The organism is Nonomuraea sp. NPDC049269, assembly GCF_043197155.1.
Lineage (GTDB): Bacteria > Actinomycetota > Actinomycetes > Streptosporangiales > Streptosporangiaceae > Nonomuraea.
The window spans coordinates 155,083-180,241 of the sequence record NZ_JBICSO010000016.1; the positions used below are offsets into that span (position 1 = coordinate 155,083).

Genomic DNA, 25,159 nt, shown 5'->3' on the forward strand with positions numbered 1-25,159 from the left:
AGGTAAGCGTCAGACATCACGTCACCTCCAGGTGAGCGTCAGCCATCACGTCACCCCCAGGTAGGCGGCAGTCAGGCGGTCGCCGTCCACCTCGGCGCGCGGGCCGGCCCACACGACGCGGCCGAGGCGCATGAACGCCACCCGGTCCGCGATCGCCAGCGCCTCGGTGGCCTTCTCCTCCACGAGCAGCAGCGCCACCCCGCGCTCGCGCAGCTCGGCGAACACCTCGAACACCTGCCGCACGACGAGCGGTGCCAGGCCCAGCGACGGCTCGTCGGCGATCAGCACCTTGGGCGGCCGGGCCAGGGCGGGGGCGAGCGTGAGCAGTTGCTGCTCGCCGCCGGACAGCGCGCCGGCGAGCACGGTACGGCGGGCGGCCAGCTGGGGCATCCGCTCGTAGACGGTGTCGGGCTCGGCCAGCCAGGTACGCAGGTTCTCCTCCACAGTGAGACCGGGGAACACGCCTCGCCCCTCGGGAGCCAGCAACACTCCCGCCCGGGCCCGGCGGTGAGCGGGCCAGGCGGTGACGTCGACGCCGTCGAGCAGCACCCGTCCGGCGGCCAACGGCACGTCGCCGGCCGCGACGGCGCAGGTGGTGGACTTGCCCGCCCCGTTGGCGCCCAGCAGCGCCACCACCTCGCCGGGCCGCACCTCGAGATCCACACCCCGCAGGACCGTGCAGTCGGCGTACCCCGCCACGACCCCGTCCAGCCGGAACAACGGCTCCGCGACCGGGCTAGCCACACGCGAGCGCCCCAGGTCCAGGAGTGGCGCGCCGAACGCGCTTGGGGAAGCGGGCACGTCTGACAAGGCGGGCACGCCAGAGGAGGCGGGCGCGGGAGGGACCGGAGCGGGCGCGACCTCCACCGGAGCCGCGTCGGCGGCCCGGGCCTGGCGTCGCCGGTGGCGGGATTCGGCGAGCTGGGCCAGCACCCCGTCCGGATGCTTGGCCAGGATCATCCCCCCGGCCCCGAACAGAATCGCCCCCACCTGCGCCGACACCCCCCACGTCTCCAGCAGCTCCGGCACCGCCACAGCCACGAGCCCACCCAGCACGGCCCCGCCGATCCGCCGCACCCCCTGCAGCACCACCACGGCCAGCCAGACGAACCCGGAGAACGCCGGCAGATCGGTCGCGGTGATCGACCCCTTGGACACGGCGAACAGCACCCCGCCCAGCCCCGCGATGGCCGAGGCCAGCGCGAACAGCACGATCTTGGACCGCGGCCCGGACAGCCCCGAGGTGGTGGCCGCGGCCGGAGCCGACCGGACCGCCAGGATCGCCCGCCCGGACGCCGACCTTTCGAGGTTGCGCACCAGCAGCCCGACCAGCCCGATCAGCACGAGCAGCAGCACCACCCGCACCCGCGGATCCGAGGTGTCGGCGAACCCGAAGCCGAGCGCGGGCAGCGGCCAGCCGATCGTCCCGTTGCTGAACGCGTCCACCTGGAACAGCACCTGGTCCGCCAGCAGGGCCAGCGCCAGCGTGGCGAGCGTGAGCACCCGCCCGCCGAGCCGCAGGGCGGGCAGCGCCACCAGCATGCCCACCGCGCCGGCCGCCAGCACCCCCACCACGATCGCCACGATCAGCGGCCACCCGGCCGAGAACGCCCACCCGCAGGTCAGCGCCGCCATCGAGGCGAAGGCGGCCTGCGCCAGGTTCACCATGCCGCCGATCCCGGTCACCACCACGAACGAGCAGAAGATCAGCGCCAGCACGAGCCCCTGGGCGGCGCGGTCGATGTAGTACTCGGGACCGGCGACGGTGAAGACGAGCAGCGCCACCAGTCCGAGCACCCACGGCAGCCGCCGTCGCCAAGCGGGCACCCCGGCCAGGTGGTCGGGCGGCGGCGCGTCCTCGGCCGCGCTTCCGGCCACCCGCTCCCGCGACCTGTTCAGCAGCACCAGCCCGGCGAACAGCAGGATGACCGGGACCGCCGTCCGCAGCCCGGTGATCTCCTCGAGGAAGTCGGTGTAGCCGGCGACCAGGTTCTGCACCACGCCGAGTGCCAGACCGGCGGCGAACGTCCAGGGGATCGACCGCAGCCGCCCGAACACCGCGGCCGTCGCCGAGGCGAACAGCAGCACGGTGTAGGCGGTGGCGTCGAGCCCCAGCACCGGTACGGCCAGCACCCCGGCGAGCCCCGCCAGCCCCGACCCGAGCATCCAGGCCAGGGCCGAGGTGGCGTCCACGTCGATGCCGCGCAGGGTGGCCAGCCGCCGCCGGTCGACGGAGGCCCGCATGCGCAGCCCGTACGGCGTGTGCCTCATGAACGCCCACAGCCCGGCGGCGACCACCGCCGAGAAGCAGAACGTGATGAGCTGGTCGGAGTCCAGCCGCGCGCCGAGCACCTCGAACCCGAGCACGGGGTGCGGCCCGAGACCGCGCGGCAGGGTGGTGCCGTCGGCCCTCGGCAGCCCGAGCAGGTCCACGACGAGCAGACCGAGCGCGGGCAGCGCGATCGTCAGGCCGATCGTGCCGACGATCTGCGCGGTCTCCCCCGCCTGGGCGAGCCCCCTGAACATGAGCAGGTGCAGCAGATAGCCCAGCGCGGGCGCGAACACCCCGGCGGCCAGCAGCGCCGCCAGCCAGGCGGGCACCCCCGCGGCCAGGTTGAGCTGGTAGAACAGCAGCGCGGTCAGGAACCCGATGGCTCCGTGGGCGAAGTTGAACACCCCGGTCGCCGCGTACGACAGGGTCAGGCCCGACCCCATGACGGCGAAGATCGCCCCGGTGACCAGGCCGCTGAGCAGGTAGCCAAGGATCATTTGAGCGGCACGTTGTCGAAGCACTTCATGCTCTTGGCCACCTTGAAGGCACCGCCCTCAAGCCTGACCAGGGCGCCACAGCCGTTGGGCTCGCTGTGGTCCTTGGGGTACTGGACCCTGCCGAAGCCGGCGTTCTCGTAGGTGTACGAGCCGTTGCCGGTGGCCAGGAACTTCTCCCTGGTCAGGTCCTTGCCGGTCTTCTTCAGCATGTCGAGGAAGATGTCGGCCGCCCAGTAGCCGATGGCCATGTGCTGGGTCAGCGTGGCGCCGGGCGACACCTTCTCGACGTCGGCCTTGAACGCGGCGATCTCCGGCGCGGCCGACTCGAACGGCTCGAACATCGGCGCGGCCACCACGCCCTCCAGCGCCTGCGCGATCGCCGGGTCCTTGAGTATGGCCGGGTCATAGCTGGTGGCGTCGGTCAGCACGCCCTTGTACCCGGCCCGTTTCAGCGCCGAGTAGAGACCCACGTTGAACTTGGTGCCGGCGATGATCGACACCAGGACGTCGGGCGCCTTGCCGCCGTTGGACGTCATGATCTTGTTGACGTACGGCAGCCAGTCGGGCGGCGGCGCCGCGGCGGGCAGGCCGGAGTTGAGCCCGACCAGCTTGAACCCCGCCGCCTGGAACGACTGCGAGATCGTGGTGCCTCCATACTTGCTGCCGCTGGAGTCGGTGGTCTGCACGTACACGGTCTTGCCGCTCGCGCCGCCGAGCAGGTCGGCCATCTGGCTGCCCCACCAGGTCTGCGAGCCCGCGCCCTTCTTGGGCGCCAGGCAGCCGCTGTAGCCGAACCCGGTCTTCGTGCCGCACCACTGCGGCCCGGTCGCCCAGCCGAACCACGGCACGCCCTGCTGCTCCAGGAAGGCGGCGCCGCCGAAGTTGGGCGCGTGCACCGGCACCAGCGCGAACACCTGGTCCTTCTGCACGAGCTTCTTGGCCGCGGCGTCGCCCTTGGCCGCGTCCTGATTGTCGTCCTCCGCGCCGACGAACTCGATCTTCCGCCCGTTGACGCCGCCTTCGGCGTTGGCCCGCTCGAACCTGGCCTTCGCCCCGATCTCGGCATCCTTGGTGGAGTAGCCGCTGGCGCTGGTCTTCGTCAGCACCCCGCCGACCTTCACGGTCGTGTCGGTCACACCCGCCGTACCACCGCCCGCGCTTTTCTGCTGGGCCGCGCACCCTGCTGACAGCCCCACGAACAGCACTGCCGCCGCCGCCAGGATCGCCGCACTCCGCCGCTGATGTCGTCGCACCATCGTTCTCACCTTTGTACGGCAAGGCGCACGGCTCTTTGGCCTAGCGCTCGCTTGGTTTTTGGTCAGCGTAAATTTGCCCGCCAGGGGTGTCAACGGGGCCGAGCAATCGCTTGCTCACATTCACCCGTCCGGCTAGCGTGAAGCGCATGCTCATGCGCGCGGCCGTACTGACCGGCTTCCACCAGCCCATGGAGATCCGCGAAGTGGAGATCGCCGATCCCGGCCCCGGAGAGGTGCGAGTACAGATCAAGGCGTCCGGCGTCTGCGGCTCCGACCTCAAGGCCATCGACGGCAAGAGCCCGGTCGTGCACAAGCTGCCGTTCATCCTCGGCCACGAGAGCGCCGGCATCGTCGAGAGCGTCGGCGCCGGGGTGACCGCCGTCAAGCCGGGCGACCATGTGATCGTCTCCATGAGCGGACCCTGCGGCAAGTGCCGCAACTGCGGGGCCGGCCGCTTCCACCTGTGCTCCGGCCCGGCCAGGATGACCGCGATCATGGGCGGCGAGCCCCGGATCACCCTCGACGGCCAGGAGACCCGGCGCTTCATCGGCATCGGCGCGTTCGCCGAGTACGCCGTGGTCCGCGAGGCCACCTGCGTGAAGATCTCCGAGGACGCGCCCTTCGCCGCGATGTGCCTGCTGGCCTGCGGCGTCATCACCGGCGTCGGCGCCGTCCTGAACGTCGCCCAGGTCACGCCCGGCTCCAGCGTCCTCGTGGTGGGCTGCGGCGGCGTCGGCCTCAACGTCATCCAGGGCGCGGTGCTGGCGGGCGCGACCACGATCGTCGCCGCCGACGTGGCCGACCAGAAGCTCAAGCTGGCCGAACGGTTCGGCGCCACCCACACCCTGGTCCCCGCCGACCTCCCCGCCCAGGTCGGCGAGCTGGTCAGGGGCGGCGTGGACTACGCCTTCGACGCCACGGGCGTCCCCGGCGTGCTGGCGAGCGCGTTCGCGGCGACCGCGCCGGGCGGCACCACGGTCATGGTCGGCAGCCCGCCCGCGGGTCATCCCGTCGAGCTCGACCCGGCCCTGCTGTTCTCCTCACGCCGCCTCATGGGCACCCAGGGCGGCGACGCCGCCCCGCACCGGGACCTGCCGATGCTGGCCGGCCAGTTCCTGCGCGGCCGGCTCGACCTCAACGGCCTGATCACCGAACGGGTGGCGTTGGAGCAGATCAACGAGGCCGTCGAGCAGGTGCGGCAGGGCGCGGTGGCAAGAACGGTGGTCATCTTCTAATCTCGCATTCCACAAGGAACAGCGAGGAGTCATGAAATGTCCTACCCCGACGCCCGCTACTTCGGCGACGCCGGCGAGGCCAGCGGCATCCTGCGGGCGGCCGACACCTCTCCCGACCTCCGGATGTACGCGCCCGGCGCCGAGCCCCGCGGCACCGACGTCCACTACCTGAGCACCGGCGCCACGACCAACGGCGCGTTCGGCCTGTACCGCTGGGAGATGGGCACCCGCCCCGGCGGCGCCGGAGCGCACTTCCACCGGACGATCACCGAGTCCTTCTACGTCCTGTCCGGCACCGTCCAGCTCTACAACGGCAAGCAGTGGGCGGACGGCAACCCCGGCGACTTCCTGCACGTGCCGGAGGGCGGCGTGCACGGGTTCCGCAACGAGTCCGGCGCGCCCGTCTCGATGCTCATCCTGTTCACCCCGGGCGCGCCGCGCGAGGCGTACTTCGAGGAGCTCGCCGAGATCGTGAGCACCGGCCGCAAGCTCACCGACGAGGAGTGGACGGACCTGTACCTGCGCCACGACCAGTACATGGTCCCATGACGCCACATTTCGCGCTCTCCGCCACCGTGCTCGAATCCACGGACGCCAGGGCGCTGGCGATCTTCTACCAGCGGCTCCTCGGCTGGCAGATCGACGACGACGAGCCCGGCTGGGTGACGCTCCGTCCCCCGCACGGCGGGGGCGCCGGGCTGTCGTTCAACACCGACCCGGACCACGTCCCGCCCGTCTGGCCGGCCGGCCCCGGCGAGCAGCGGATGATGATGCACCTCGACCTCGAGGTGGACGACCTCGACATCGCGGGCGCCCACGCGGTGGCGGCGGGCGCGACACTCGCCGACCACCAGCCGCAGGATGACGTCCGGGTCTACCTCGACCCGGACGGGCATCCCTTCTGCCTGTGGATCCGCTAGGCGGTGGTGACCAGGTCCCTGGCCGGAGGCGCGGCGGGCTCCTCCTCGTGCCCCTCGACCGACAGGTTGGGCAGCAGGCGGTCCAGCCAGCGGGGGCACCACCAGTTCAGGCGGCCGAGCAGCACCATGGTGGCCGGGACGAGGAAGCCGCGGATGACCGTGGCGTCCACGGCGACGGCCACGGCGAGCCCCACACCGAACGTCTTGACCATCGGATCCGGATAGGCGATGAAGGCGACGAACACCGCCACCATGATGAGCGCCGCCGAGGTGATCACCCGGCCCGTCGCGCCGAGCCCCTCGGCGACCGCGCGGCCGTTGTCGCCGTGCTTGAGGTAGGCCTGCCGTACGGAGGTCAGCAGGAAGACCTCGTAGTCCATCGACAGGCCGAACAGCACCGCGAACAGCATCAGCGGCACAAAGCTCTCGATCGGCACGCTGAAGAAGATCGTCTGGAGGTACGAGGCGCTCGACGGAGCGTCCATGCCGACCAGCCCGCTGCCCAGGCCGATGGAGAAGACCAGCGCCAGCGCGCCGAAGGCGGCGCCCAGGGAGACGAGGTTCATCAGCGCCGCCTTGATCGCGAGCACCGGCGCGCGGAAGGCCAGCAGCAGCAACAGCGCGCTGAGCAGCACGACCACGCCGATGACCAGCGGGGTCCGCTCGGCCATACGGTCGCCCGCGTCCACCATGGCGGCCACCTTGCCGCCCACGTTCAGCTCGACGCCGGGCACGGAGATGGCCCGGACGTCCCGCACCACCCCGACGGTTCGGCTGTCACTCGGCGCGTAGTCGGGGATGACCTGGATCATCACCGATCGGCCAGAGGTGTTCAGCTTCGCCGGGGCCACGTGCGCGGTCCCGGCCACCGCGTCGATCTCCCGCGAGAGCCGGTCCACGATGGGGTCGGTGGCCTTCGCCACCTTGCCGGGGAGCGTGGCGATGACGATCAGCGGGCCGTTGCTGCCGGGTCCGAACCCGGTGGTCATGAGCTCGTACGCGCGCCGCGAGTCCGACTCCCGCGCCTCGTACCCCGCGTCGAGGGGCCCGAGCCGCAGCGCGAGGGCGGGCGCGGCGAGGGCACCGAGCACGAGCACGCTCGACAGCAGCACCCGCCACGGCCGCCGCGCCACCCACACCCCCAAAGCGCCCCATCCAGCCCCCTCGGCGCGCTTCCTGCCGAGGAACGGGATGCGCAGCGCGTTGATGCGATGCCCGAGCAGGCCCAGCAGGGCGGGCACCAAGGTGACGGAGGTGAGCACGGCGGAGACGACGGAGACGCCGGTGATCCACCCGAGCGTGCTCAGCAGCGGGAAGCCGCCGAACATCAGCGCGCTCAGCGCGATGATCACCGTGCCGCCGGCGAACACGACCGCGCCGCCCGAGCTCGCCACGGTACGCCGGACCGACTCCTCGACGGGCACGCCGGACTCCAGCAGCCGGCGATGCCGCGACAGCAGGAACAGCGCGTAGTCGATGCCCACGCCCAGCCCGATCATCGTGGCCATGATGCCCGCCTGCTTCGGCACATCCACGACGTACCCGAGCAGGCCGATCACGCCCAGTCCAGTGACGACGCTGACCAGCGCGGTGAAGATCGGCACCAGCGCCGCCGTCAGCGTCCCGAACGCGAACACCAGCACCAGCAGCGCGCACACCACACCGATGATCTCGCTGGGCCCGGTCTTGATCTCCTTGTCGGCCGGGGTCGAGCCGTCCGCGGCCACGACCTCCAGCCCCGCGGCCCGTGCCGGGTCCGCGGCCTTGGACAGCGCCTGCGTGGTCTCGGCGATCTTGGTGGTGTCGTTCCCCTGCAGGCGGATGCCGATGAGCCCGATGCTCAGGTTCGCGGCGATGCCGCCCCGCCGGTACGGCGAATCGACCGCCACCACGTGCGGCACCGTGCGGATGCGGTCCACGGCCTGCTCCACGGCCGCCTTCTTGGCCTTGTCGATGAGCAGGCCCTTGTCCGAGTAGACGACCAGCTGCACGGACCCGCCCGCGGCGAACCCGGGGCCGAAGCCCGTGAGCATCAGGTCGTGCGCCCGCTGCGCGTCGGTGCCGGGGATGGTCGCGTCGTTGCTCACCGGACTGCCGAGCGCCAGGCTGCCGCCCATCAGTCCGGCCGCCGCGATCACCCATAACACCAGCACGATCAGCCCATGCCGCGCGCACCAGCCGCCCAGTCGTCCCAGAAAGCGCGTCATCGCCAGCTCCCCCAACTCGACGGCCGTCCTGTACGGTCGTACAGAGATACGTTAAGACAGGAAATATCCGAAGGCTGTAGATCACTGGGAAATGAGATGATGAACACAGCCGACGACACCCGCTCCCGGATCCTGGCCGCCGCCAGGGAGCTGTTCGCGGTCCACGGATACGCGGCCACCTCGCTGGCCGACATCGCCGCCGCCGTGGGCCTGACCAAGACGGCCGTGGCCTACCACTTCCACCCCAAGGACCGGCTCGCCGCCGAACTCACCGCGCCCGCCGGCGACGACATGTGCGCCCTGCTGGACACCGACTTCGCGGGCGACCGGCAGGCCTTCGTCGAGGCGCTGGCCACCTTCGTGGTACGCCACCGCATGGTCATCCGCCTGCTGATGGAGGAGATCGTCGGCGCCGACGACGCGCTGCCGGGCTCGCCGGGCGAGGCCATCAGGCCGTTCAGGGACGAGATCTTCGCCAGGCTCGCCGGACCGGACCCCGACGCCGCGGCCCGGATCCGCGGCTGGGCCGTGCTCGGCGCCCTGCAGTGGGGCGTCGTGCAGACGATGGACCTGCCGGAGGAGACGGTACGCGAACTCCTGGTCCGCACCGCGCTGACCATCTAGAGGGGCCATCTAGAGCCCGAGCACCTCGCGTTCGACGTGGTCGAGCGCCAGCCGTACCCCGCCCAAGGCGACGGACTCCTCTCCGAACGTGGACCCGACCACCTCCGGCGCGCTCACGCAGAGCTCGGCCAGGTGGCGGCGGAGCGGACCGAGCAGCACGTCGCCCGCCCGCGAGTAGCCGCCGCCGATCACCAGCAGCTCGGGGTCGAGGCTCAGCACCAGCGCCGAGGCGCCGATCGCCAGGTTCTCGGCATAGTGGTCCACCCGGCGCGACGCCCGCGCGTCACCCGCCCGCGCCGCCGCGAACACCTCGGCCGCGCCGCCCTCCTTGACCAGCTCCCGCGCGGCGTCCTCCCAGCCGACCTGGCGCAGCGTGCCGATCTCGCCCGCGGCTCCCGACCGCCCGGCGTGCAGCCGCCCGCCGATGAGGATGCCGGCGCCCGGCCGGTGGCCGACCAGGATGTAGACGACGTCGGAGGCGTGCTGGGCGCTGCCCCGCCAGTGCTCGGCGAGCGCCGCCAGGTTCGCGTCGTTGGCGGCCAGCGCCGGGCCGCCGAACCACCGCCCGGCCAGCCCCGCCAGGTCCACGCCCGTCCACCCCGGCAGCGTGAGCGACAGCGACACCCGTCCCGAGCGATCGACGATGCCCGGGGTACCCGCCGCCACGGCCAGCACCCGTGCCCGCGAGACGCCCGCGCCGTCGACGCAGGCCAGCGCGGCGCGGCGGGCGGCCTCCAGCCGCTCGGGCGCGGCGGCGTCCTCGGAGACGGCGGCCCGCTCGCAGGCGACGACCGCACCGTTGAGGTCGGCCACCGACACGACGATCTTCTCGCCGCCCACCTCGGCGCCCACCACGTATCCGGCGTCCGCCCGGAACCCGAACCGGCGGGCGGGCCGTCCCATGACACCCTCGTCAGGCGGGATCTCCCTGACCCAGCCCCGGTCCTTCAGCTCGTCGAGCACCGTCTCGACGGTCTGCCTGGACAGCCCGGTGATCCGGCCGAGCCGGGTCAGCGTGGACACACCCTCGCGCCGCAGGGCCCTGAGCGTGGCCTGGGTGTTCACCTTGCGCAGCAGTGAAGCGTCGCCCGGCCGGAGGTCGGTCAACTTTCGCGACCCTTTCGCATAACTTCCCTATTGACGACTAACTGCACGGATCCTAGCATCGGCCCGACATATGTCAGCTAGTTACATAAGTGGAGGCGGAATGATCACGCTCGCCGTCGTCGGCGCGGGTTCCCGGGGGACCTCCTACGCTCGCCATGCCGTCGAGTCCGGCGGGGCGCGGGTGGTGGCGGTGGCCGATCCGGTCGAGAGCCGCCGGGCCAGGCACCCGGGCGCGGCCCAGTACGCGGACTGGCGCGAGCTGGCGGCACTCCCCCGGCAGGCGGACGCCGTGATCATCGCGACGCAGGACGCCGATCATGTCGAGCCCGCGGTGCGGTTCGCCGAGCTGGGCTACGACATCCTGCTGGAGAAGCCGATGGCCGTCTCCGAGGACGACTGCCGGACCATCGTGGCCGCCGCCGAGCGCTCCGATGCGATCTTCGCCGTCTGCCACGTGCTGCGCTACACCCCGTACACCCGCACGCTGAAGGCGCTGCTCGACTCCGGCCGGATCGGCGAGATCGTCAGCATCCAGCACCTGGAGCCGGTCGGCTGGTGGCACCAGGCGCACTCCTACGTGCGCGGCAACTGGCGCAGGTCCGACGAGTCGACGTTCATGCTGCTCGCCAAGTCCTGCCACGACCTCGACTGGCTCGTGCACCTCACCGGCAGACAGGTCGCCAAGGTGTCGTCGTTCGGCGGCCTCAAGCACTTCAGGCCGGAGCACCGGCCCGAGGGCGCGGCCGACCGCTGCCTCGACTGCGCCGTCGAGGACACCTGTCCCTACTCGGCCCAGCGCGTCTACCTGCCGCTGGCGGGCAGGGATGTGTGGCCGCTGAACGTGGTCACCGACGACCTCTCTGAGCACGGCATCCTCGAAGCGCTCCGGACCGGCCCGTACGGCAGGTGCGTGTACGCCTGCGACAACGACGTGGTCGACCACCAGGTGGTGAACCTGGAGTTCGAGGGCGGTGTCACCGTCTCCTTCACCATGACCGCATTCACCCCCTCCCTGCGCCGGCAGACCCGGATCTTCGGCACCCACGGCTCGATCGAGGGCGACGGCGAGCGGCTCGACGTCACCGACTTCCGCACCGGCGGGCAGGAGAGCGTCGACACCCGGCCGACCGGCGACGGGACGGCCGGCGGCGGGCACGGGGGCGGCGACGAGGCGCTGGTCGACGCCTTCCTGACCGCGGTACGCACCCGCGACCGCGCTCCGATCCTCTCCTCGCCGAGCGAGAGCCTGCACAGCCACCTCATCGCCTGGGCGGCCGAGAGATCCCGCCTGGAGGGCGTGGTCGTCACCCCCGCGAGAGAGAGCTAGCCACACGGCTGTCCGGACGACGGGCGCGTCCGTTGCAGCCGTCACTCCGGGGGCTGAGGGGTTTCCGAGGTGACCGTCGGGGTGGGCTCGGTGGGATCGGGGTCGCTCTGGCCCGCGACGCCGACGGTCACGACCACGGTGGTGCCCGGCTTGGCGCAGCCCCCGGCCGCCACGCTCTGCGCCAGCACCACGTCCACCTGCTCCTCGTCCGTGACCACCTGCGTCTTGAAGCTCACGGTGAACCCGGCCGCCTGGAGCGCGCCCCCAGCCGCCGCCTTGGACTCCCCGACGACGGCCGGCACCGCAGCACCGTGACGGGCGAGGACCAGCGCCACTTTCATACCACCGGAGACCCGGGTGCCCGCCCCCGGCCGGCTGGACAGCACCTGTCCGTCCGGCCGATCGGAACAGGTGCTCGTGGTCTCGCCGACCACCAGCCCGGCACCGACCAGCGCCGCCTCGGCCTGCTTACTCCCCAGCCCGACGACCGCCGGAACCGCCAGCCCCGCCGACACCTGAAGCGAGACCGTGCTCCCCCGCGCCACCGTGACCCCACCGGCGGGACTGCTGCTCACCACCTGGCCGATCTTCTCCCGCGAGTCGACCTGGGTGACCGCCCCCACCGCGAACCCCGCCCGCTTGATCGCCTTGATCGCCGTCGACCGCTCCATCCCGGCCAGGGCCGGCACCCGCACCCCGGCGAGCCCGGCGGGTGGCGACTGCGTGGCCGGCAGATGGCCGCCCAGTGCCCGCTCTCCCCGCCTGGTCGCCGGTTGGCCGAGTTCGGGCGCGGTCGCGGTCGAGGGCGGCCCGGTCGTCACGACGGACGGCCGCTCGACTGCCTGCGGACGCACCTGACTCTCGTCTTTGACCGTCGGCAGCAGTACAGCGACCAGCACGGCGCCGCTCACCAGGAGCGCGGCGGTGACCGCGAGCGCCGCCCGGCCCACGGCCTGACGGGTGCGCCTGCCCGGCTCATCCCAGAGTCCCGGAGCACCGCCGTCAGAGGAGCCGACGCCATCGTAGGGCGAGCCGACGTCCTCGGCACCGTCCCGCCACACGCCCGGCTCCCCAAAGCCCTGCCGCCGCACGCCCGGCCCCCCAGAACCCTGCCGCAGGACTCCCGACTCCTTGGAATCCTGCCGAGGCACGCCCGGCTCTCCGGAATCCTGCCGAGGCACGCCTGGCTCCCCGGAATCCTGCCGCGGGACGATCGGCGGCCAGGAGGTGCCATCGTCCGGCGAGCCGCCGCGCAGGCGGTAACCGGCCGGCGCCCCCGTCGCCTCGGGCTCGGCCATCGGGTACGCCGGGCGGTTCGCCGCCCCGTGCGCCACCGACGGAGCCGGCATCGCCCGCAGGATGTGCGGCGGCGGCGAGCGCAGCACCTCCGGTGGCACGAAGTCGTTGTCGCCGAGCAACGCGAGCAGCAGTTCCCGGCTGGCGGGCCGGTTCCTGGCGTCCTTGTCCAGGCACGCGATCACCAGCTCCCGCAACCGCCCGTCCAGCCGCCCCAGCTCCGGCGGCGCGGTCAGGATGCGGTGCAGCACCGGCGCCACCGAGTCCTGCCCGAACGGCGCCGACGCGTTGGCCGCGAAGCACATCGTGGCGCCCCACGAGAAGACGTCCGCCGCCCCCGTGAGAGCCGACGCGGTGATCTGCTCCGGCGCCATGTACGCGGGCGTGCCGACTCCTCGCCCGCTCACCGTTGCCGCCGCGTCCAACGCCCTGGCCAGCCCGAAGTCGATCACGCGTGGCCCGTCCGGGCCGAGCAGCACGTTCTGTGGCTTGAAGTCGCGGTGCACGATGCCCGCGCGGTGGATCGCCGCCAGCGCGGTGATCGTGCTCACGGCGAGCCGTTCGAGCGCCGCGCCCCGGCGCGGCCCGGTGATCGCCACCTCGCGCTGCAGCGACGGCCCGTCGACGTACTCGCTCACGATGTACGGCCGGCCCTCGTCGAACCCGGCGTCCACCACCTGGGCCGTGCAGAACCGCGCCACATGCTTGGCCAGCTCCACCTCCCGCAGGAACGCCAGTTTCTCGTCCCCCACGGGTCCGTGCAGCAGCTTGACCGCGTAGACGTCCTCGACCCTCGTCCCGAGGTACACCACGCCCTGGCCGCCCTCACCCAGACGCCCGGACAGCTCGTAGGCGCCGAGCCGCCGCGGATCCCCCGTTCTGAGTGGCTGTGCCGTTGGCACGGGGCTGCCTCCCCTCGCCGCCACCCACCGTTTCCAAGTCCACTGAAGGCAACGGACGCGGGAGAGTCAACGGTGGCCGCCGCAATGCCGCCTGACCGTGACACATCCCGTCAAGAATGTCGCGAGAGCGTGCCTGAATAGGTGATGTCCGTGTCACCCTGACGTGTCATCTTGATAGCCACTTGGTCGAGCTCCGGCGTCGGGAACACCCGCAGCATCCCCGGTACGCACCCCTCGCCCTTGACCCGGTCGAGGGTGAACACGAGCCGGCTCCTGGTCGGGCTGAGCCGCCCCGAACACCGCAGCCCCGCACCCCACCGCAGGGCCGAGCCATCGTCGGCCAACTCCATCGCCACCGGGAAGACCGGCCCCGTCCCGGCCATCCCGGCGCGGACCGACGCCGTGCCGGCCGACCCCGTCCACTCTCCCGCCAGCCCGGGGCTCTGCGCCCCCCGCAGCCAGAGCACGAACCCGGCCACCCCCATGACCAGCCCGGCACCGGCCACGACCACCTGCCACACCCGCGCTCGCCGCATCGCCTCGACCCTGCCTGGGAGGCCTCCGAGATTACGGCAGTCTCAGATCAGCCGGGCGTACTCGTCGAGCAGCGGCAGGATCTCGTCGGCCGAGCCGCTGGGCAGGTTGGCCACCGACTCCTCGATGCCCAGCTCGGCGTAGTAGTCGAGCTTCTCCCTCGTCGGCAGCGTCCCGAACGGGATGACCTTGGCCATCGGCCGCTCCGCCTTCTCGCAGGCCTCGCGTAAGGCGGGCAGCGCGGCCTTGACGCCCTTGCCGCCGATCGGGATCCAGCCGTCGGCGTACTCGGCGACATGCGCGAACAGCTTCGGGCCCGCCGCGCCGCCGATGTAGACGGGCGGCGCGGAGATCGGCTTGGGCCAGGACCACGACGGCTCGAACCCCTCGAAACCGGCCACCTCGTCCCGCCACAGCTTCCGCATGGCCAGCACGTTGGCCCGCGCGACCACGCGCCGCCTGCCGTACTCCACGCCGTGGTTCTCGATCTCCTCCACGTTCCAGCCGAAGCCGACGCCGACCACCACGCGCCCGCCGGAGAGGTGGTCGAGGGTGGCGATCGCCTTGGCGGTCACGATGGGGTCGCGCTGGGCGGCGAGCAGAATGCCGGTGCCGACGACCAGCCGCTCGGTGGCGGCGGCGGCGAACGAGAGCGCGACGAGCGGGTCGAGCGTCCGCTTGTACTCCTCGGGCAGTTCCTCCAGCCCCATCGGGTGCGGCGTGCGCCGCGAGATCGGGATGTGGGTGTGCTCCGGCACGTAGAGGGAGTGGAATCCGCGCTCCTCGGCAGCCTTGGCCAGGTCCACGACCGGCATGCCCAGATCCGTGGTGAACATGGTGACACCAAGCCGCATACGACTCTCCTTGACGTCAACCAAGCGATTGCTCGGCTAAGATTTCTAGAGTAGCTTGCCGGACAGAGAAGCGCCCCGCGGAAAGAGGTCTCCTGGTGAAGTTTTCCATCTTCCTGAATCCGCAGATTCCAGGCTCCGGATACGCGGCCGAGGAGAACGCCAAGGCCAAGCGGCCCATCGGGCGTGACACGGAGTCGTACCAGAAGCTGCTGCACGAGGTACGGGAGATCGCCGTCCACGCCGACCAGATCGGCTTCGACGCGCTGATGATGACCGAGCACCACTTCCACTCGGAAGGCATGGAGTTCTCGGTCAACCCGCTGATGTTCCTCACCGACCTCGCGGCCAGGACCGAACGCATCCTGCTCGCGCCGCTCGGCATGGTGCTGCCCGCCTGGGACCCCATCCGGGCGGCGGAGGACGTGGCGCTCCTCGACCAGTTCTGCAAGGGGCGGCTCCGGCTGGGCGTGGCCAGGGGCTACCAGAACCGGTGGATGAACGTGCTGGGCCAGCGCTGGCACGCGGCGGCCGCCCGTTCCGACGGCTCGGCCTCCGACACGCGGAACTTCGACGTCTTCGGCGAGGTCCTGAAGATCATGAAGATGGCCTGGACCCAGGAGACGATCCGCTACAAGTCCGACGTACTGGACTACGAGATCCCCTACCCGTTCGACGGCATCGAGGGCTGGCCGGCCCTGGAGTGGACGAAGACGTTCGGCGCCCCCGGTGAGATCTCAGACGACGACAAGGTGCAGGCCGTCTCGGTCTGCCCGAGGCCGTACCAGAACCCGCATCCGGAGCTGTGGCAGCCGTTCACGATCTCCGACCGCTCGGTCATCAGGGCCGCGCAGGAGAACATCCTGCCGTGGATGTTCACCCCGAACCCCGACGACCACGCCGCCAAGGCCAAGCTCTACCAGGAGGAGTCCGCCAGGCAGGGCCGCGACTACAAACTGGGCGAGCACACCGGCATCCTCAAGATCGTCGGCATCGCGGAGACGACCGAGGAGGCGATCAACACCTTCGGCCGGAGCATCCCCAAGGACTTCGCCGCCTTCTTCGGCCCGTTCGGCTATCTGGAAGTGCTGCGGAAGAAGGAAGACGAGAAACACAAGCCCATCTCCCCCGAGAAGGGCGACGCCAAGCGGATGAACGACGTGGAGATGGCGCTGTTCGGCACCCCCGACGACGTCAAGCGCGGCATCCAGCGGATGCTCGACCGGATGCCCGACCTGGAGTGGTTCGGCCTCTACATGCAGGGACAGCAGGGCGTGCTCCCCCTGGACACGGTCAAGCGGAACCTGGAACTGTTCGCCACCAAGGTCATCCCGGAGTTCCATTGACATCCTCCCTCGCCGAAAGGCAGGGGATTCCAACTGCGACTACCCCACGGGGAGGAGGTCTCGTTGAGGTTCACGGTTCGCCGGCTCGCCCAGCGGCGGGCCTCCCCGTGCGGACACGGCATGCCCTGCCGCGTGTGCGATGTTGCGGGCCGCGTTCACATCGGCGTTACCGGCATATCCGCAGGATCGGCAGCGGTAGGCGGCTTGGCTCTCACGCGCCCGCCGATCTGCGATCCCACACGCCGAGCAACGCTGACTCGTATACGCGGGGTTGATCTTCACGACACGACCGGGCGCCTTATGCTCCAGTCGCTCTACCAGCCGACCCCACCCGGCCGCCAGGATGCCACGATTGAGGGCCGCCTTCTGACGCACATTCCTGCCCGGGGTTTGGGGGGTGCCCTTGGCCGAGCGGGTCATCCCCCGGATGTTGAGATCCTCCACAGCGATCACGTCGAAGCGGCGAGCCAATGTGGTCGAGACCTTTTCCACCCAGTCCTTGCGCCGATCGATCCCCCGCGCCGTCAACTTGGCGATCGCGGACTTCACCCTGCTGCGCCGCTTCGAGCCGCGCCGCGCCCGCGCCAGCCTGCGTTGCAGGCGCAGCAGACGGGCTTTCTCGCTGTCCTTGAGGGTGGGTGCGATCAGCAACTCGCCGGTGGACAGGGCAGCCGAGACGGTCACCCCGCGATCCACGCCGACCACCGCATCCGTGCCCGGCGCGCCGATCGGCTCCGGCACCGCGGCGAACGCCACATGCCAGCGCCCCGCACGATCACAGGTGACCCGGTACGACTTCACTCCAACCGGGACGGCACGCGACCAGCGCAACCGCACCCACCCCACCTTGGGGACCTTGACCTCGCCGACTTTACGGGACAACCGCCGCACATCACCCGGCTTGACCCCGACGATCCGAAACCCTTCGCTGCGGCCACGCCTGCGCCAGGTCGGCCGGCGATGCGTCTTACCGAAGAAGTTGGCCATAGCCTGCGCGAAGTCTCTCAGCGCCTGTTGCTGCACGATGATCGACCCCGCCCGCAACCACGCGCATTCGGCTCGGGCCTCGGTCAACTGGCGGCACTGCTCAAGAAGCCCTGGCGCGCTCTTCCGCCCCGGCTTCCAGTGGGCGTGCTGTTCCACAGCCAGGTTCCACACAAACCGAGCGTGTCCGCAATGCACGGCCAGCGCCGCCTCTTGGGCAGGCGTTGGTTGCAGCCGGTAACGGGACACGCACAGGAATCTAACAACCACCACCGACAAAACAAGGAGACCGACGTGCCCGCCCACCCCACGCTTCCTCCCTGCCCCGAAGGGCCGGGCCTCCGCACTGCAGGTATTCGGTGAAATTCTGGCTTGGCGCCTCGTTCGCGGACACCGATCAGTTCGTCGATCTGGCCAGGGCGGCTGAGAAGTGCGGGTTCGACACGCTCACGTTGTCGGACCACCTCTTCTACGCCGACTTCGCGACGCCGTACCCCTACTCGAAGTCGGGCAAGCCACGCTGGACCGCCGAGACGCACTGGCCGGACGTGTGGGTGACGATCGGCGCGATGTCCGCGGTGACCAACACGCTGCGCTTCGCGCCGAACGTCTACATCGCTCCGGCCCGCGATCTGTTCACCGTGGCCAAGCAGGTGTCCACGGCGGCGGTGCTGTCGCGGGACCGCGTCACGTTCGGGGTGGGCGTCGGGTGGTGCGCGGAGGAGTTCGCCGCCACCGGCCAGGACTTCCACACCCGCGGGCGGCGGCTCAACGAGATGATCCCGGCGCTACGGGACCTCTGGAGCGGCCGGAACGTCACCATCGACGGGCTGCCCGAGCTGTCCATCTCGCCCACGCCCGCCGAGCCGATCCCGGTCCTGGTGGGCGGCGACAGCGAGGCGGCGCTGCGCCGGGCGGCCCGGCTGGGTGACGGCTGGATCGGCAATCGCATCTACACCGAGGAGCAGCTCGACACCGTCCTCGACTCGTTACGGCAGCTGCTGGACGAGTACGGCAGGACCGGGCCGTTCGAGATCATCGCGCCGCTGGCCGTGCTGCCGGACGCCGACACGTTCCGGCACTTCGCCGCCAAGGGCGTCACCGGGACGATGGCCGCCCCGTGGTGGCTCGCCACCGCCGAGGAGAAGGCGCGGTACGGCGAAGGCAGCCTGGAACTCAAGGTCGCCACCATGGAACGGTTCGCGCAGGAGGTCATCGCGAAGATGTGACCCCGGCTCCGCGACGAGCCGTCGCCAGGAGGCGGCGGCCGTCACGAGGGGGCGGTCGCGGGCAGGCCCAGTTCGGCCATCGCCAGGTCGACCAGGGCGCCCGGCACCTCGTCCACCGCTCCGATGCGCATCAGGGCGGCCAGGCCGAGGTAGGTGCCGTAGGCCGCCAGCACCCGCCTGCGCGCCTCCTCCTCCGGCTGGCCGAGCTCGCGCAGGACGTCCTGCATGTACCTCAAGCGGCGGTCACTCACCCGCCGCACCACCTCGCCGACCAGCGGATCGTCCGCCTCGCTGATCAGCCGGAACGAGATCGCCGCATCCTGCTCGCCGCCGAAGGCCAGGTCCAGCAGGGCCCGCATCCGCGCCACCGGCTCGTCGAGCGTCTCCAGCCGGGCGATGACCTGCTCGGTCTCGTCCTCCCAGCACGCCAGCGCCGCCTCGACCAGCGACCGGCGGTTGGCGAAGTGCCAGTAGAAGCTGCCCTTGGAGACGCCGAGCCGTGCCGCGACCGGCTCCACCGCCACGGCGCCCAGCCCGCCCTCCGCGAGCGCCGCCAACGCGGCCCGCGCCCAGTCATCAGGTCCCAACCGCTCCACCACCTCACACCCTCCCTCGCTCGACCGCGCCCCACCCAGGGCCGGCCGTCCACCGCGACCGCACGCCCCTTGCCTCTCGCGAACCCTTGCCCCGCACGGGACCTAACCCCGCGCGGAACCTTCGCCCCGCACTGACAGCCTGCCATACGGCGGCGTATAGTCGCTTCCATACGCAACCGTATGGAGACCGAGGAGCCCCCCATGCCGACACTGGTCGACGACTTCATCTCCCACCCGGACGCGGCGGAGCGGCACTCGATCGTGATCAACGCCTCCCGCGACCGTGTCTGGCATGCGCTCACCCACCTCGGCCCGCAGGACATCCGCCTGGCCAAGCCGCTGTTCGCCGTCCGCCGTCTGTTCTCCCGCTCCCCCTCCGGCCAGCAGAAACAGGACAGGCCCACCTTCACGCCGCTGTCCGAGGACCCGATGCGGGAGATCGTCCTGGGCACGATCGGGCAGTGGTGGCGCCTGGGCCGCGCCGAGCACACCCCGGCGATCGATGACGCGGACGACTTCCGCGCCTTCGACCGGCCCGGCTACGCGAAGGGGACGTTCAGCTTCCTGCTGGACGACGCGGGGCCGGGGCGCATCCGCCTGGTCACCGAGACCAGGGTGCTCGCCACCAGCCCCGACGCCCGCCGCGCCTTCCGTCGCTACTGGATCTTCATCCGCCTGGGCAGCGGCCTGATCCGGCGCATCATCCTGGCCGCCGTCCGGGCCCGCTCCTGACCCATCGGCGCAACGCTGTTCGCGCCGGTCGGGGCGGCGGGCTAGCGCGAAAGTGGTCTCAACGGGCGATAACCTCGTGTCGTGCTTGATGAGATCGCGGCGACCCGCTATGTGACGCCGCTGCGCGAAGGCGGATCACTACCGGGCGTCGTCGAGGCCGATGATCTCGGGACATACGTGGTGAAGTTCCGGGGCGCGGGCCAGGGCCGCAGGGTCCTCGTGGCGGAGATCATCTCGGGTGAGCTGGCCAGACGGCTCGGACTCCGCACTCCCGAGCTCAAGCTGATCGACCTCGACCCGCAGATCGGCATCCGGGAGCCCGACGAGGAGGTGCAGGACCTGCTCAAGGCCAGCACCGGCCTCAATCTGGCGATCGACTTCCTGCCCGGCGCCCTCGGGTTCGAGCCGCTGGCGTGGACACCTGACTGGATGTTCGCCTCGCGGGTGGTCTGGTTCGACGGCCTGATCCACAACGTCGACCGCAGCTGGCGCAACCCCAACCTGCTCATCTGGCACCGGGACATGTGGCTGATCGACCATGGCGCGGCGCTCTGGTTCCACCACAACTGGCCGACGGCGGACCCGCGACGGCCGTTCGACGTGGGGGATCATGTGCTGGCGCCGTTCGCCATCGACCTTGAGAGCGCGGCGGCCGAGCTGTCCGCGAAGATCACTCCCGAGCTCCTCGAAACCGTGACCGCCCTGGTGCCCGACGAATGGCTCGACGACGAGCCGGGCTTCGACTCGGCGCAGGCCGTACGCGATGCCTATGTCGACCACCTGCTCCGCCGCGCGCAGGGACCGCATGAGTGGCTGAGACAGCCCGACACGCCGACCGGCAGATCCGCGGGGCCGGGGTCCGTCGGCGAGTTCTGGCGGGGAGGCGACCGATGAGCCGGGATGTCTACGAGTACGCGGTGATCCGCGTGGTGCCACGGGTCGAGCGCGGCGAGCTGATCAACGTGGGCGTGCTGCTCTACTGCCAGCCGCGCGGCTACCTCTGCGCACGGGTCGCCCTCGACGCCGACCGGTTGCGCGCGCTCGACCCGGCCGCGGACGTCGACGGTGTCCGGCAGGCGCTCGGCGCGTACGAGCTGGCCTGCGGCGACGAGGCGGGACCGCTGACCGGGGAGTCGCTCGGCGGGAGGTTCCGCTGGCTGACGGCACCGCGCAGCACGATCGTGCAGACCGGCCCGGTCCACGCCGGCCTCACCGCCAACCCCGACACCGAGCTGGCCCGGCTCTTCGACAAACTGGTCCTAGTCTGACCGAAGCCGCTAGAACAGCACAGACATGAACGTGTCGACCTCGTGGAAGCCCACCTTCCGGTAGACCGCCCGCGCCGAGTGGTTGAAGTCGTTGACGTACAGCGAGACCACGGGGGCGAAGCAGTCCAGGGCGGCGTCCACGACCGCCGCCATGCCGGCCACCGCGTGCCCCTGGCCGCGTAGCGCGGGGTCGACCCACACGCCCTGGATCTGGCAGACGTGCGGGGTGACCGCGCCGACCTCCGCCTTGAACACCACGCGCCCGTCGTCGATGCGCGCGTACGACCTGCCGATGCGGATCAGCTCGGCCACCCTGGTCCGGTAGAGGGCGCCGCCGTCGCCGAGGTTGGGCGAGACCCCCACCTCCTCGGTGAACATCGCGACGCAGGCCGGCAGCAGGGTTTCGAACTGGTCCGGGCGTACCCGCCGGACCAGCGGATCGGCGGGGACGGGCGACCTGCGCGAGGTGGCCATGACCGGCTGCGCCCAGCGGATCGTGCGCGCCCGGCCCCAGTACGGCTCCAGCCGCTCCCACAGCAGTGAGACCGCGTCGGCGGGACCCACGATGGACGAGCAGCGACGGCCCTGCTTGCGAGCGCGGTCGGCGAACGCGTGCACGGCTTCGGGACCGGCGTTGACCGGCACCATGTTTGCCCCGGCGTAGCAGAGCGAGACGAGCCCGCCGCGCGCCCCGAACCCCCACATCTGCCCACCCAGGCGCGCCGGATTGAGTCCGACGGTCCGCACCCGGGAGGAGACGAAGACGTTGGCGACCGGGTCGAGGTCGAGCAAGGCGAGGGCCTCGTCCCGGTCGCTGTCATCGAGCACACGCGACGCCGATGTACGCAGCATCACATGGTCAGACTACGCGAACGACCACCGAATAGCTCATCTGGACAGGAGCTCGGTGAGCCTTTCGTGACCAAGTAGACCAGCGGCCGCCATATGCGCCGTTGGCTTGGGTGGCGCCAGTTTCTGACACTCGGCTCCGCGCCGCGGCACCGTGCCGTCGAGCAGGTAGGCGACCAGGTGGCGGTCCACGCACTGGTTCCCGGCCAGCGAGGCGCCGTGGTTGCCACCCGCGTCGACGACCATGCGGGCGCTCGGGAACAGCTTGCGCATGTTCAGGGCGCCCTGGTACGGCGTCGCGGCGTCGTCCTTCGACTGGATCATCAGGATCGACGGCAGCTTCCGGGACGCACGGATCGTGACCGGGGTGCCTCCGGGCACGCTCCAGAACGCGCACGGCGCGTTGTACCAGGCGTTGGGCCAGGTCAGGAATGGCGCCTGCTTGTGCATCCGGGCCATGTCCGTCCGCCACTTGGTCCAGGACCTGGGCCATTGGACGTCGCGGCACTGCACGCTCAGGTAGATGGCGTAGCCGTTCTCGTCGTCGGCGTCCTGCTTGCCGTACTTGTTGAAGACGTCGACCAGCCCCTTCGGGTCGCCCTGCCGCACGTACTTGGACCAGGCGGCGGCGAGCTCGGGCCAGATCCGATCGGTGTAGCCGCCCACGGTGAAGGTGTCGTCGAGTTCGCTCGGGCCGACCACTCCGCCGGCCGGGCGGTCGTGCAGCCGGGAGCGCATCGCGTTCCAGGCGAACGAGGTCTGCGTGGCCGAGCCGCCGAGCTTGTACACGGCGTTGTTCTTGGCGGTCCAGGCGAGGAACTCGTGGTGCCTGCGCTCGAAGGCCTTGTCCTGGGCCAGGTTGGCTTTGTACCAGATGCCATCCGGGTCGACCGTGCTGTCCATGACGAGGTGCTTGACCCGGTCGGGGAAGAGCGTGGCGTAGACGGCGCCGATGTAGGTGCCGTAGGAGTAGCCGAGGAAGCTGATCTGCGGCTCGCCGAGTGCCGCGCGGATGCTGTCCATGTCCCTGGCGGTGTTCTCGGTGGTCAGGTAGGGCAGCAGCCACGCCCACAGGTCACCGCACCGGTTGGCGTAGTCGGTGGCCCGGCCGAGCAGCACCTTCTCGTCTTCCTGGGTCTTCGGCACCGCGTCCGGCCTGGGCGGGGCGTAGTAGGTGGCGGCGTCGACGCAGTGCATCGAGGGCTCGCTGTTGCCCACGCCGCGCGGGTCGAAGCCGATGATGTCGTAGCGGTCGGCGACCTTCTGCGAGAGCGCCGCCGACACGTACTCGGCCAGCGACCGCCCCGAGGCACCGGGCCCGCCCGGGTTCACCAGCAGGCTGCCCAGGTGGTTGCCGTCGCGCGGCACCTTGGCCTTGATCCGGTTGAGCGCCAGCGTGATGGACTGCCCCAGCGGCTCGTGGTAGTCGAGCGGCACCCGTACGGTGGCGCACTCGACGCCGCTCACGGCGGGCGCGGACCTGCTGGTGACCGCCCCGGAACCGGCCGCCTCCGTCTTCGCCGCCACCGGGCAGGCTCCCCACTCCAGCGGCGACCCGACCGCGCTCCCGGTGGCCCCCGCAGGCCCGGCCCCACCGGCTCCCAGCACCGGCACCAGCATCGCCAACCCGACGACAACCCTTATGACCCGCTTCACACGGCCTCCCCTTCGTAGGAGGACCGATGCTCCCGCAAGTAACCGAGTCGTGACGCAGGGTATGGCTAAATGCTTACCATTCTGTAATCGCCCAATTGCATGCCGTAACGCATGGCCGCCAAGGCTTCGGGGTTTTCCCCGCCACCGGCCAAGAATGCGCACGTCACGGTGCCGCACCACCTCCACCGGAGGAGCGTGCCCCTGGACAGGGCTCAGCCCGGTCGGCGTCTGGGGCCGACCGGGCTGAGCCGTAAAATATGTCCGTAATTAGCCGACGACGACCTCCGGCTCGCCGTCGAGCGCTATGCCCATTTCGTCGGCGATGCGCAGAGCTTCGTCGATGAGCGTCTCGACGATCTGTGACTCGGGGACCGTCTTCACGACCTCCCCCTTCACGAAGATCTGCCCCTTGCCGTTGCCCGACGCGACGCCCAGGTCCGCCTCGCGAGCCTCGCCGGGGCCGTTCACCACACACCCCATCACGGCCACCCGCAGCGGCACCTTCAGCCCTTCGAGGCCCGCCTGCACCTGCTCCGCCAGCGTGTAGACGTCCACCTGCGCCCGGCCGCACGACGGGCACGAGACGATCTCCAGCCCGCGCTCCCGCAGCCCCAGCGACTCCAGGATCTGCGCGCCGACCTTGACCTCCTCGACCGGCGGCGCCGACAGCGAGACGCGGATGGTGTCGCCGATGCCCTCCGCCAGCAGTGCCCCGAACGCGACCGCCGACTTGATCGTGCCCTGGAAGGCCGGCCCGGCCTCGGTGACGCCCAGGTGCAGCGGGTAGTCGCACTTCCCGGCCAGCAGCCGGTACGCGTTGATCATGACGACCGGGTCGTTGTGCTTGACCGAGATCTTGATGTCGCGGAACCCGTGCTCCTCGAACAGCGAGCACTCCCACAGCGCCGACTCGGCCAGCGCCTCGGGGGTCGCCTTGCCGTACTTCTGCAGCAGCCGGGGGTCGAGCGAGCCGGCGTTGACGCCGATGCGGATCGGCACGCCGTGATCGGCCGCAGCCCGCGCGATCTCGCCCACCTTGTCATCAAATTTCTTGATATTGCCGGGGTTGACGCGCACGGCCGCGCAGCCTGCCTCGATGGCCGCGAAGACATACTTCGGCTGGAAGTGGATGTCGGCGATGACCGGGATCTGCGACTTGCGGGCGATGGCCGGCAGCGCGTCGGCGTCGTCCTGAGACGGCACGGCCACCCGGACGATCTGGCACCCGGCGGCGGTAAGCTCGGCGATCTGCTGCAAGGTGGAGTTGATGTCGGCGGTCACCGTGGTGGTCATCGACTGCACGGAGACCGGCGCGTCGCCGCCGACCGGGACACTGCCGACCATGATCTGGCGGGAGTGCCGGCGTTCGGCGAGGGGCTTGGGGCGGACCGCGGGGATGCCGAGTGCTACAGGAGACATTTCAACCCTTGAGTTTCGGTAACGGTATCCAGTGTAGGTAGCCCGTGGGACT

Annotated in this window: 22 protein-coding genes; 10 read left to right on the top strand and 12 right to left on the bottom strand. The window is 70.8% G+C overall.

The features are described from left to right. Positions 1-45: 45 nt before the first annotated feature. Positions 46-2,769: an ATP-binding cassette domain-containing protein gene (locus tag ACGFNP_RS58765; RefSeq protein ID WP_393333560.1), complete on the bottom strand. Its 2,724-nt coding sequence runs from the start codon at positions 2,767-2,769 to the stop codon at positions 46-48. Then, entirely contained in the window at positions 2,766-4,025 is a 1,260-nt protein-coding gene (locus ACGFNP_RS58770; RefSeq protein WP_393333563.1) for an ABC transporter substrate-binding protein, read from the bottom strand. The genes ACGFNP_RS58765 and ACGFNP_RS58770 overlap by 4 nt, the downstream gene beginning before the upstream one ends. Positions 4,026-4,171: 146 nt before the next feature. On the opposite strand from ACGFNP_RS58770, the gene ACGFNP_RS58775 reads away from it, so the two are divergent. The 3 genes from ACGFNP_RS58775 to ACGFNP_RS58785 are packed head-to-tail and all read left to right on the top strand — an operon-like array spanning position 4,172 to position 6,180. Beyond that, complete coding sequence (locus ACGFNP_RS58775) at positions 4,172-5,260, top strand: alcohol dehydrogenase catalytic domain-containing protein (protein ID WP_358338781.1); 1,089 nt, start codon at positions 4,172-4,174, stop codon at positions 5,258-5,260. A gap of 36 nt (positions 5,261-5,296) precedes the next feature. Then, positions 5,297-5,809: a cupin domain-containing protein gene (locus tag ACGFNP_RS58780; RefSeq protein WP_358338784.1), complete on the top strand. Its 513-nt coding sequence runs from the start codon at positions 5,297-5,299 to the stop codon at positions 5,807-5,809. Further along, complete coding sequence (locus ACGFNP_RS58785) at positions 5,806-6,180, top strand: VOC family protein (RefSeq protein WP_358338786.1); 375 nt, start codon at positions 5,806-5,808, stop codon at positions 6,178-6,180. The genes ACGFNP_RS58780 and ACGFNP_RS58785 overlap by 4 nt, the downstream gene beginning before the upstream one ends. On the opposite strand, the gene ACGFNP_RS58790 is transcribed toward ACGFNP_RS58785, so the two are convergent. Further along, on the bottom strand, positions 6,177-8,387 hold the full coding sequence (locus tag ACGFNP_RS58790; protein WP_358338789.1) for an MMPL family transporter: 2,211 nt from the start codon (positions 8,385-8,387) through the stop codon (positions 6,177-6,179). The two genes, ACGFNP_RS58785 and ACGFNP_RS58790, sit on opposite strands and share 4 nt — an antisense overlap. 96 nt (positions 8,388-8,483) lie before the next feature. On the opposite strand from ACGFNP_RS58790, the gene ACGFNP_RS58795 reads away from it, so the two are divergent. Then, a complete protein-coding gene (locus tag ACGFNP_RS58795; protein WP_358338792.1) occupies positions 8,484-9,011 on the top strand; it encodes a TetR family transcriptional regulator in 528 nt (175 codons plus the stop codon). Positions 9,012-9,020: 9 nt separating this feature from the next. Here the strand turns inward: ACGFNP_RS58795 and ACGFNP_RS58800 are convergent, their stop codons facing one another. Further along, complete coding sequence (locus ACGFNP_RS58800; protein ID WP_393333569.1) at positions 9,021-10,118, bottom strand: ROK family transcriptional regulator; 1,098 nt, start codon at positions 10,116-10,118, stop codon at positions 9,021-9,023. 100 nt (positions 10,119-10,218) lie between these two features. Here ACGFNP_RS58800 and ACGFNP_RS58805 point away from each other — a divergent pair, with 100 nt between their 5' ends. Continuing rightward, positions 10,219-11,445 carry a Gfo/Idh/MocA family oxidoreductase gene (locus ACGFNP_RS58805; RefSeq protein ID WP_358338798.1) on the top strand — a complete coding sequence of 409 codons (1,227 nt, stop codon included), beginning with the start codon at positions 10,219-10,221 and terminating at the stop codon, positions 11,443-11,445. A gap of 41 nt (positions 11,446-11,486) precedes the next feature. Here the strand turns inward: ACGFNP_RS58805 and ACGFNP_RS58810 are convergent, their stop codons facing one another. The 3 genes from ACGFNP_RS58810 to ACGFNP_RS58820 all read right to left on the bottom strand — a co-directional run bounded on the left by ACGFNP_RS58810 (position 11,487) and on the right by ACGFNP_RS58820 (position 15,031). Continuing rightward, a complete protein-coding gene (locus tag ACGFNP_RS58810; RefSeq protein WP_393333572.1) occupies positions 11,487-13,643 on the bottom strand; it encodes a PASTA domain-containing protein in 2,157 nt (718 codons plus the stop codon). A gap of 110 nt (positions 13,644-13,753) precedes the next feature. Then, the gene (locus ACGFNP_RS58815) at positions 13,754-14,179 is read right to left on the bottom strand and encodes a hypothetical protein (protein ID WP_393333574.1); all 426 of its coding nucleotides are present in this window, start codon (positions 14,177-14,179) and stop codon (positions 13,754-13,756) included. Between the two features lie 42 nt (positions 14,180-14,221). After that, complete coding sequence (locus ACGFNP_RS58820) at positions 14,222-15,031, bottom strand: TIGR03619 family F420-dependent LLM class oxidoreductase (protein WP_393333576.1); 810 nt, start codon at positions 15,029-15,031, stop codon at positions 14,222-14,224. A 95-nt stretch (positions 15,032-15,126) separates the two neighbouring features. On the opposite strand from ACGFNP_RS58820, the gene ACGFNP_RS58825 reads away from it, so the two are divergent. Further along, positions 15,127-16,374, top strand: a complete 1,248-nt coding sequence (locus tag ACGFNP_RS58825) for an LLM class flavin-dependent oxidoreductase (RefSeq protein ID WP_358338811.1) — start codon at positions 15,127-15,129, stop codon at positions 16,372-16,374. 39 nt (positions 16,375-16,413) lie between these two features. Here ACGFNP_RS58825 and ACGFNP_RS58830 read toward each other — a convergent pair whose 3' ends face one another. Further along, complete coding sequence (locus ACGFNP_RS58830) at positions 16,414-17,607, bottom strand: RNA-guided endonuclease InsQ/TnpB family protein (protein ID WP_393333580.1); 1,194 nt, start codon at positions 17,605-17,607, stop codon at positions 16,414-16,416. 110 nt (positions 17,608-17,717) lie between these two features. Between ACGFNP_RS58830 and ACGFNP_RS58835 the strand changes: the two genes are divergently transcribed. Next, positions 17,718-18,587 (top strand): TIGR03619 family F420-dependent LLM class oxidoreductase, encoded by an 870-nt coding sequence (locus ACGFNP_RS58835; protein WP_358338817.1) that lies wholly within the window; start codon positions 17,718-17,720, stop codon positions 18,585-18,587. 41 nt (positions 18,588-18,628) lie between these two features. Here the strand turns inward: ACGFNP_RS58835 and ACGFNP_RS58840 are convergent, their stop codons facing one another. Further along, positions 18,629-19,186, bottom strand: a complete 558-nt coding sequence (locus ACGFNP_RS58840; protein ID WP_393333583.1) for a TetR/AcrR family transcriptional regulator — start codon at positions 19,184-19,186, stop codon at positions 18,629-18,631. Between the two features lie 198 nt (positions 19,187-19,384). On the opposite strand from ACGFNP_RS58840, the gene ACGFNP_RS58845 reads away from it, so the two are divergent. The 3 genes from ACGFNP_RS58845 (at position 19,385) to ACGFNP_RS58855 (ending at position 21,183) form a co-directional block, all read left to right on the top strand. After that, positions 19,385-19,915: a hypothetical protein gene (locus tag ACGFNP_RS58845; RefSeq protein WP_393333586.1), complete on the top strand. Its 531-nt coding sequence runs from the start codon at positions 19,385-19,387 to the stop codon at positions 19,913-19,915. Positions 19,916-19,996: 81 nt separating this feature from the next. Beyond that, positions 19,997-20,809: a HipA family kinase gene (locus ACGFNP_RS58850; protein WP_358338826.1), complete on the top strand. Its 813-nt coding sequence runs from the start codon at positions 19,997-19,999 to the stop codon at positions 20,807-20,809. Next, a complete protein-coding gene (locus tag ACGFNP_RS58855; RefSeq protein WP_358338828.1) occupies positions 20,806-21,183 on the top strand; it encodes a DUF3037 domain-containing protein in 378 nt (125 codons plus the stop codon). The genes ACGFNP_RS58850 and ACGFNP_RS58855 overlap by 4 nt, the downstream gene beginning before the upstream one ends. Positions 21,184-21,192: 9 nt before the next feature. Here the strand turns inward: ACGFNP_RS58855 and ACGFNP_RS58860 are convergent, their stop codons facing one another. From ACGFNP_RS58860 to ispG, 3 genes are all read right to left on the bottom strand, one after another. Further along, positions 21,193-22,035: a GNAT family N-acetyltransferase gene (locus ACGFNP_RS58860; RefSeq protein ID WP_358338923.1), complete on the bottom strand. Its 843-nt coding sequence runs from the start codon at positions 22,033-22,035 to the stop codon at positions 21,193-21,195. Between the two features lie 36 nt (positions 22,036-22,071). Continuing rightward, positions 22,072-23,688, bottom strand: a complete 1,617-nt coding sequence (locus ACGFNP_RS58865) for an alpha/beta hydrolase (RefSeq protein ID WP_393333589.1) — start codon at positions 23,686-23,688, stop codon at positions 22,072-22,074. A 267-nt stretch (positions 23,689-23,955) separates the two neighbouring features. Further along, positions 23,956-25,107 (bottom strand): flavodoxin-dependent (E)-4-hydroxy-3-methylbut-2-enyl-diphosphate synthase, encoded by a 1,152-nt coding sequence (gene ispG / locus ACGFNP_RS58870; RefSeq protein ID WP_358338834.1) that lies wholly within the window; start codon positions 25,105-25,107, stop codon positions 23,956-23,958. Positions 25,108-25,159 lie beyond the last annotated feature (52 nt).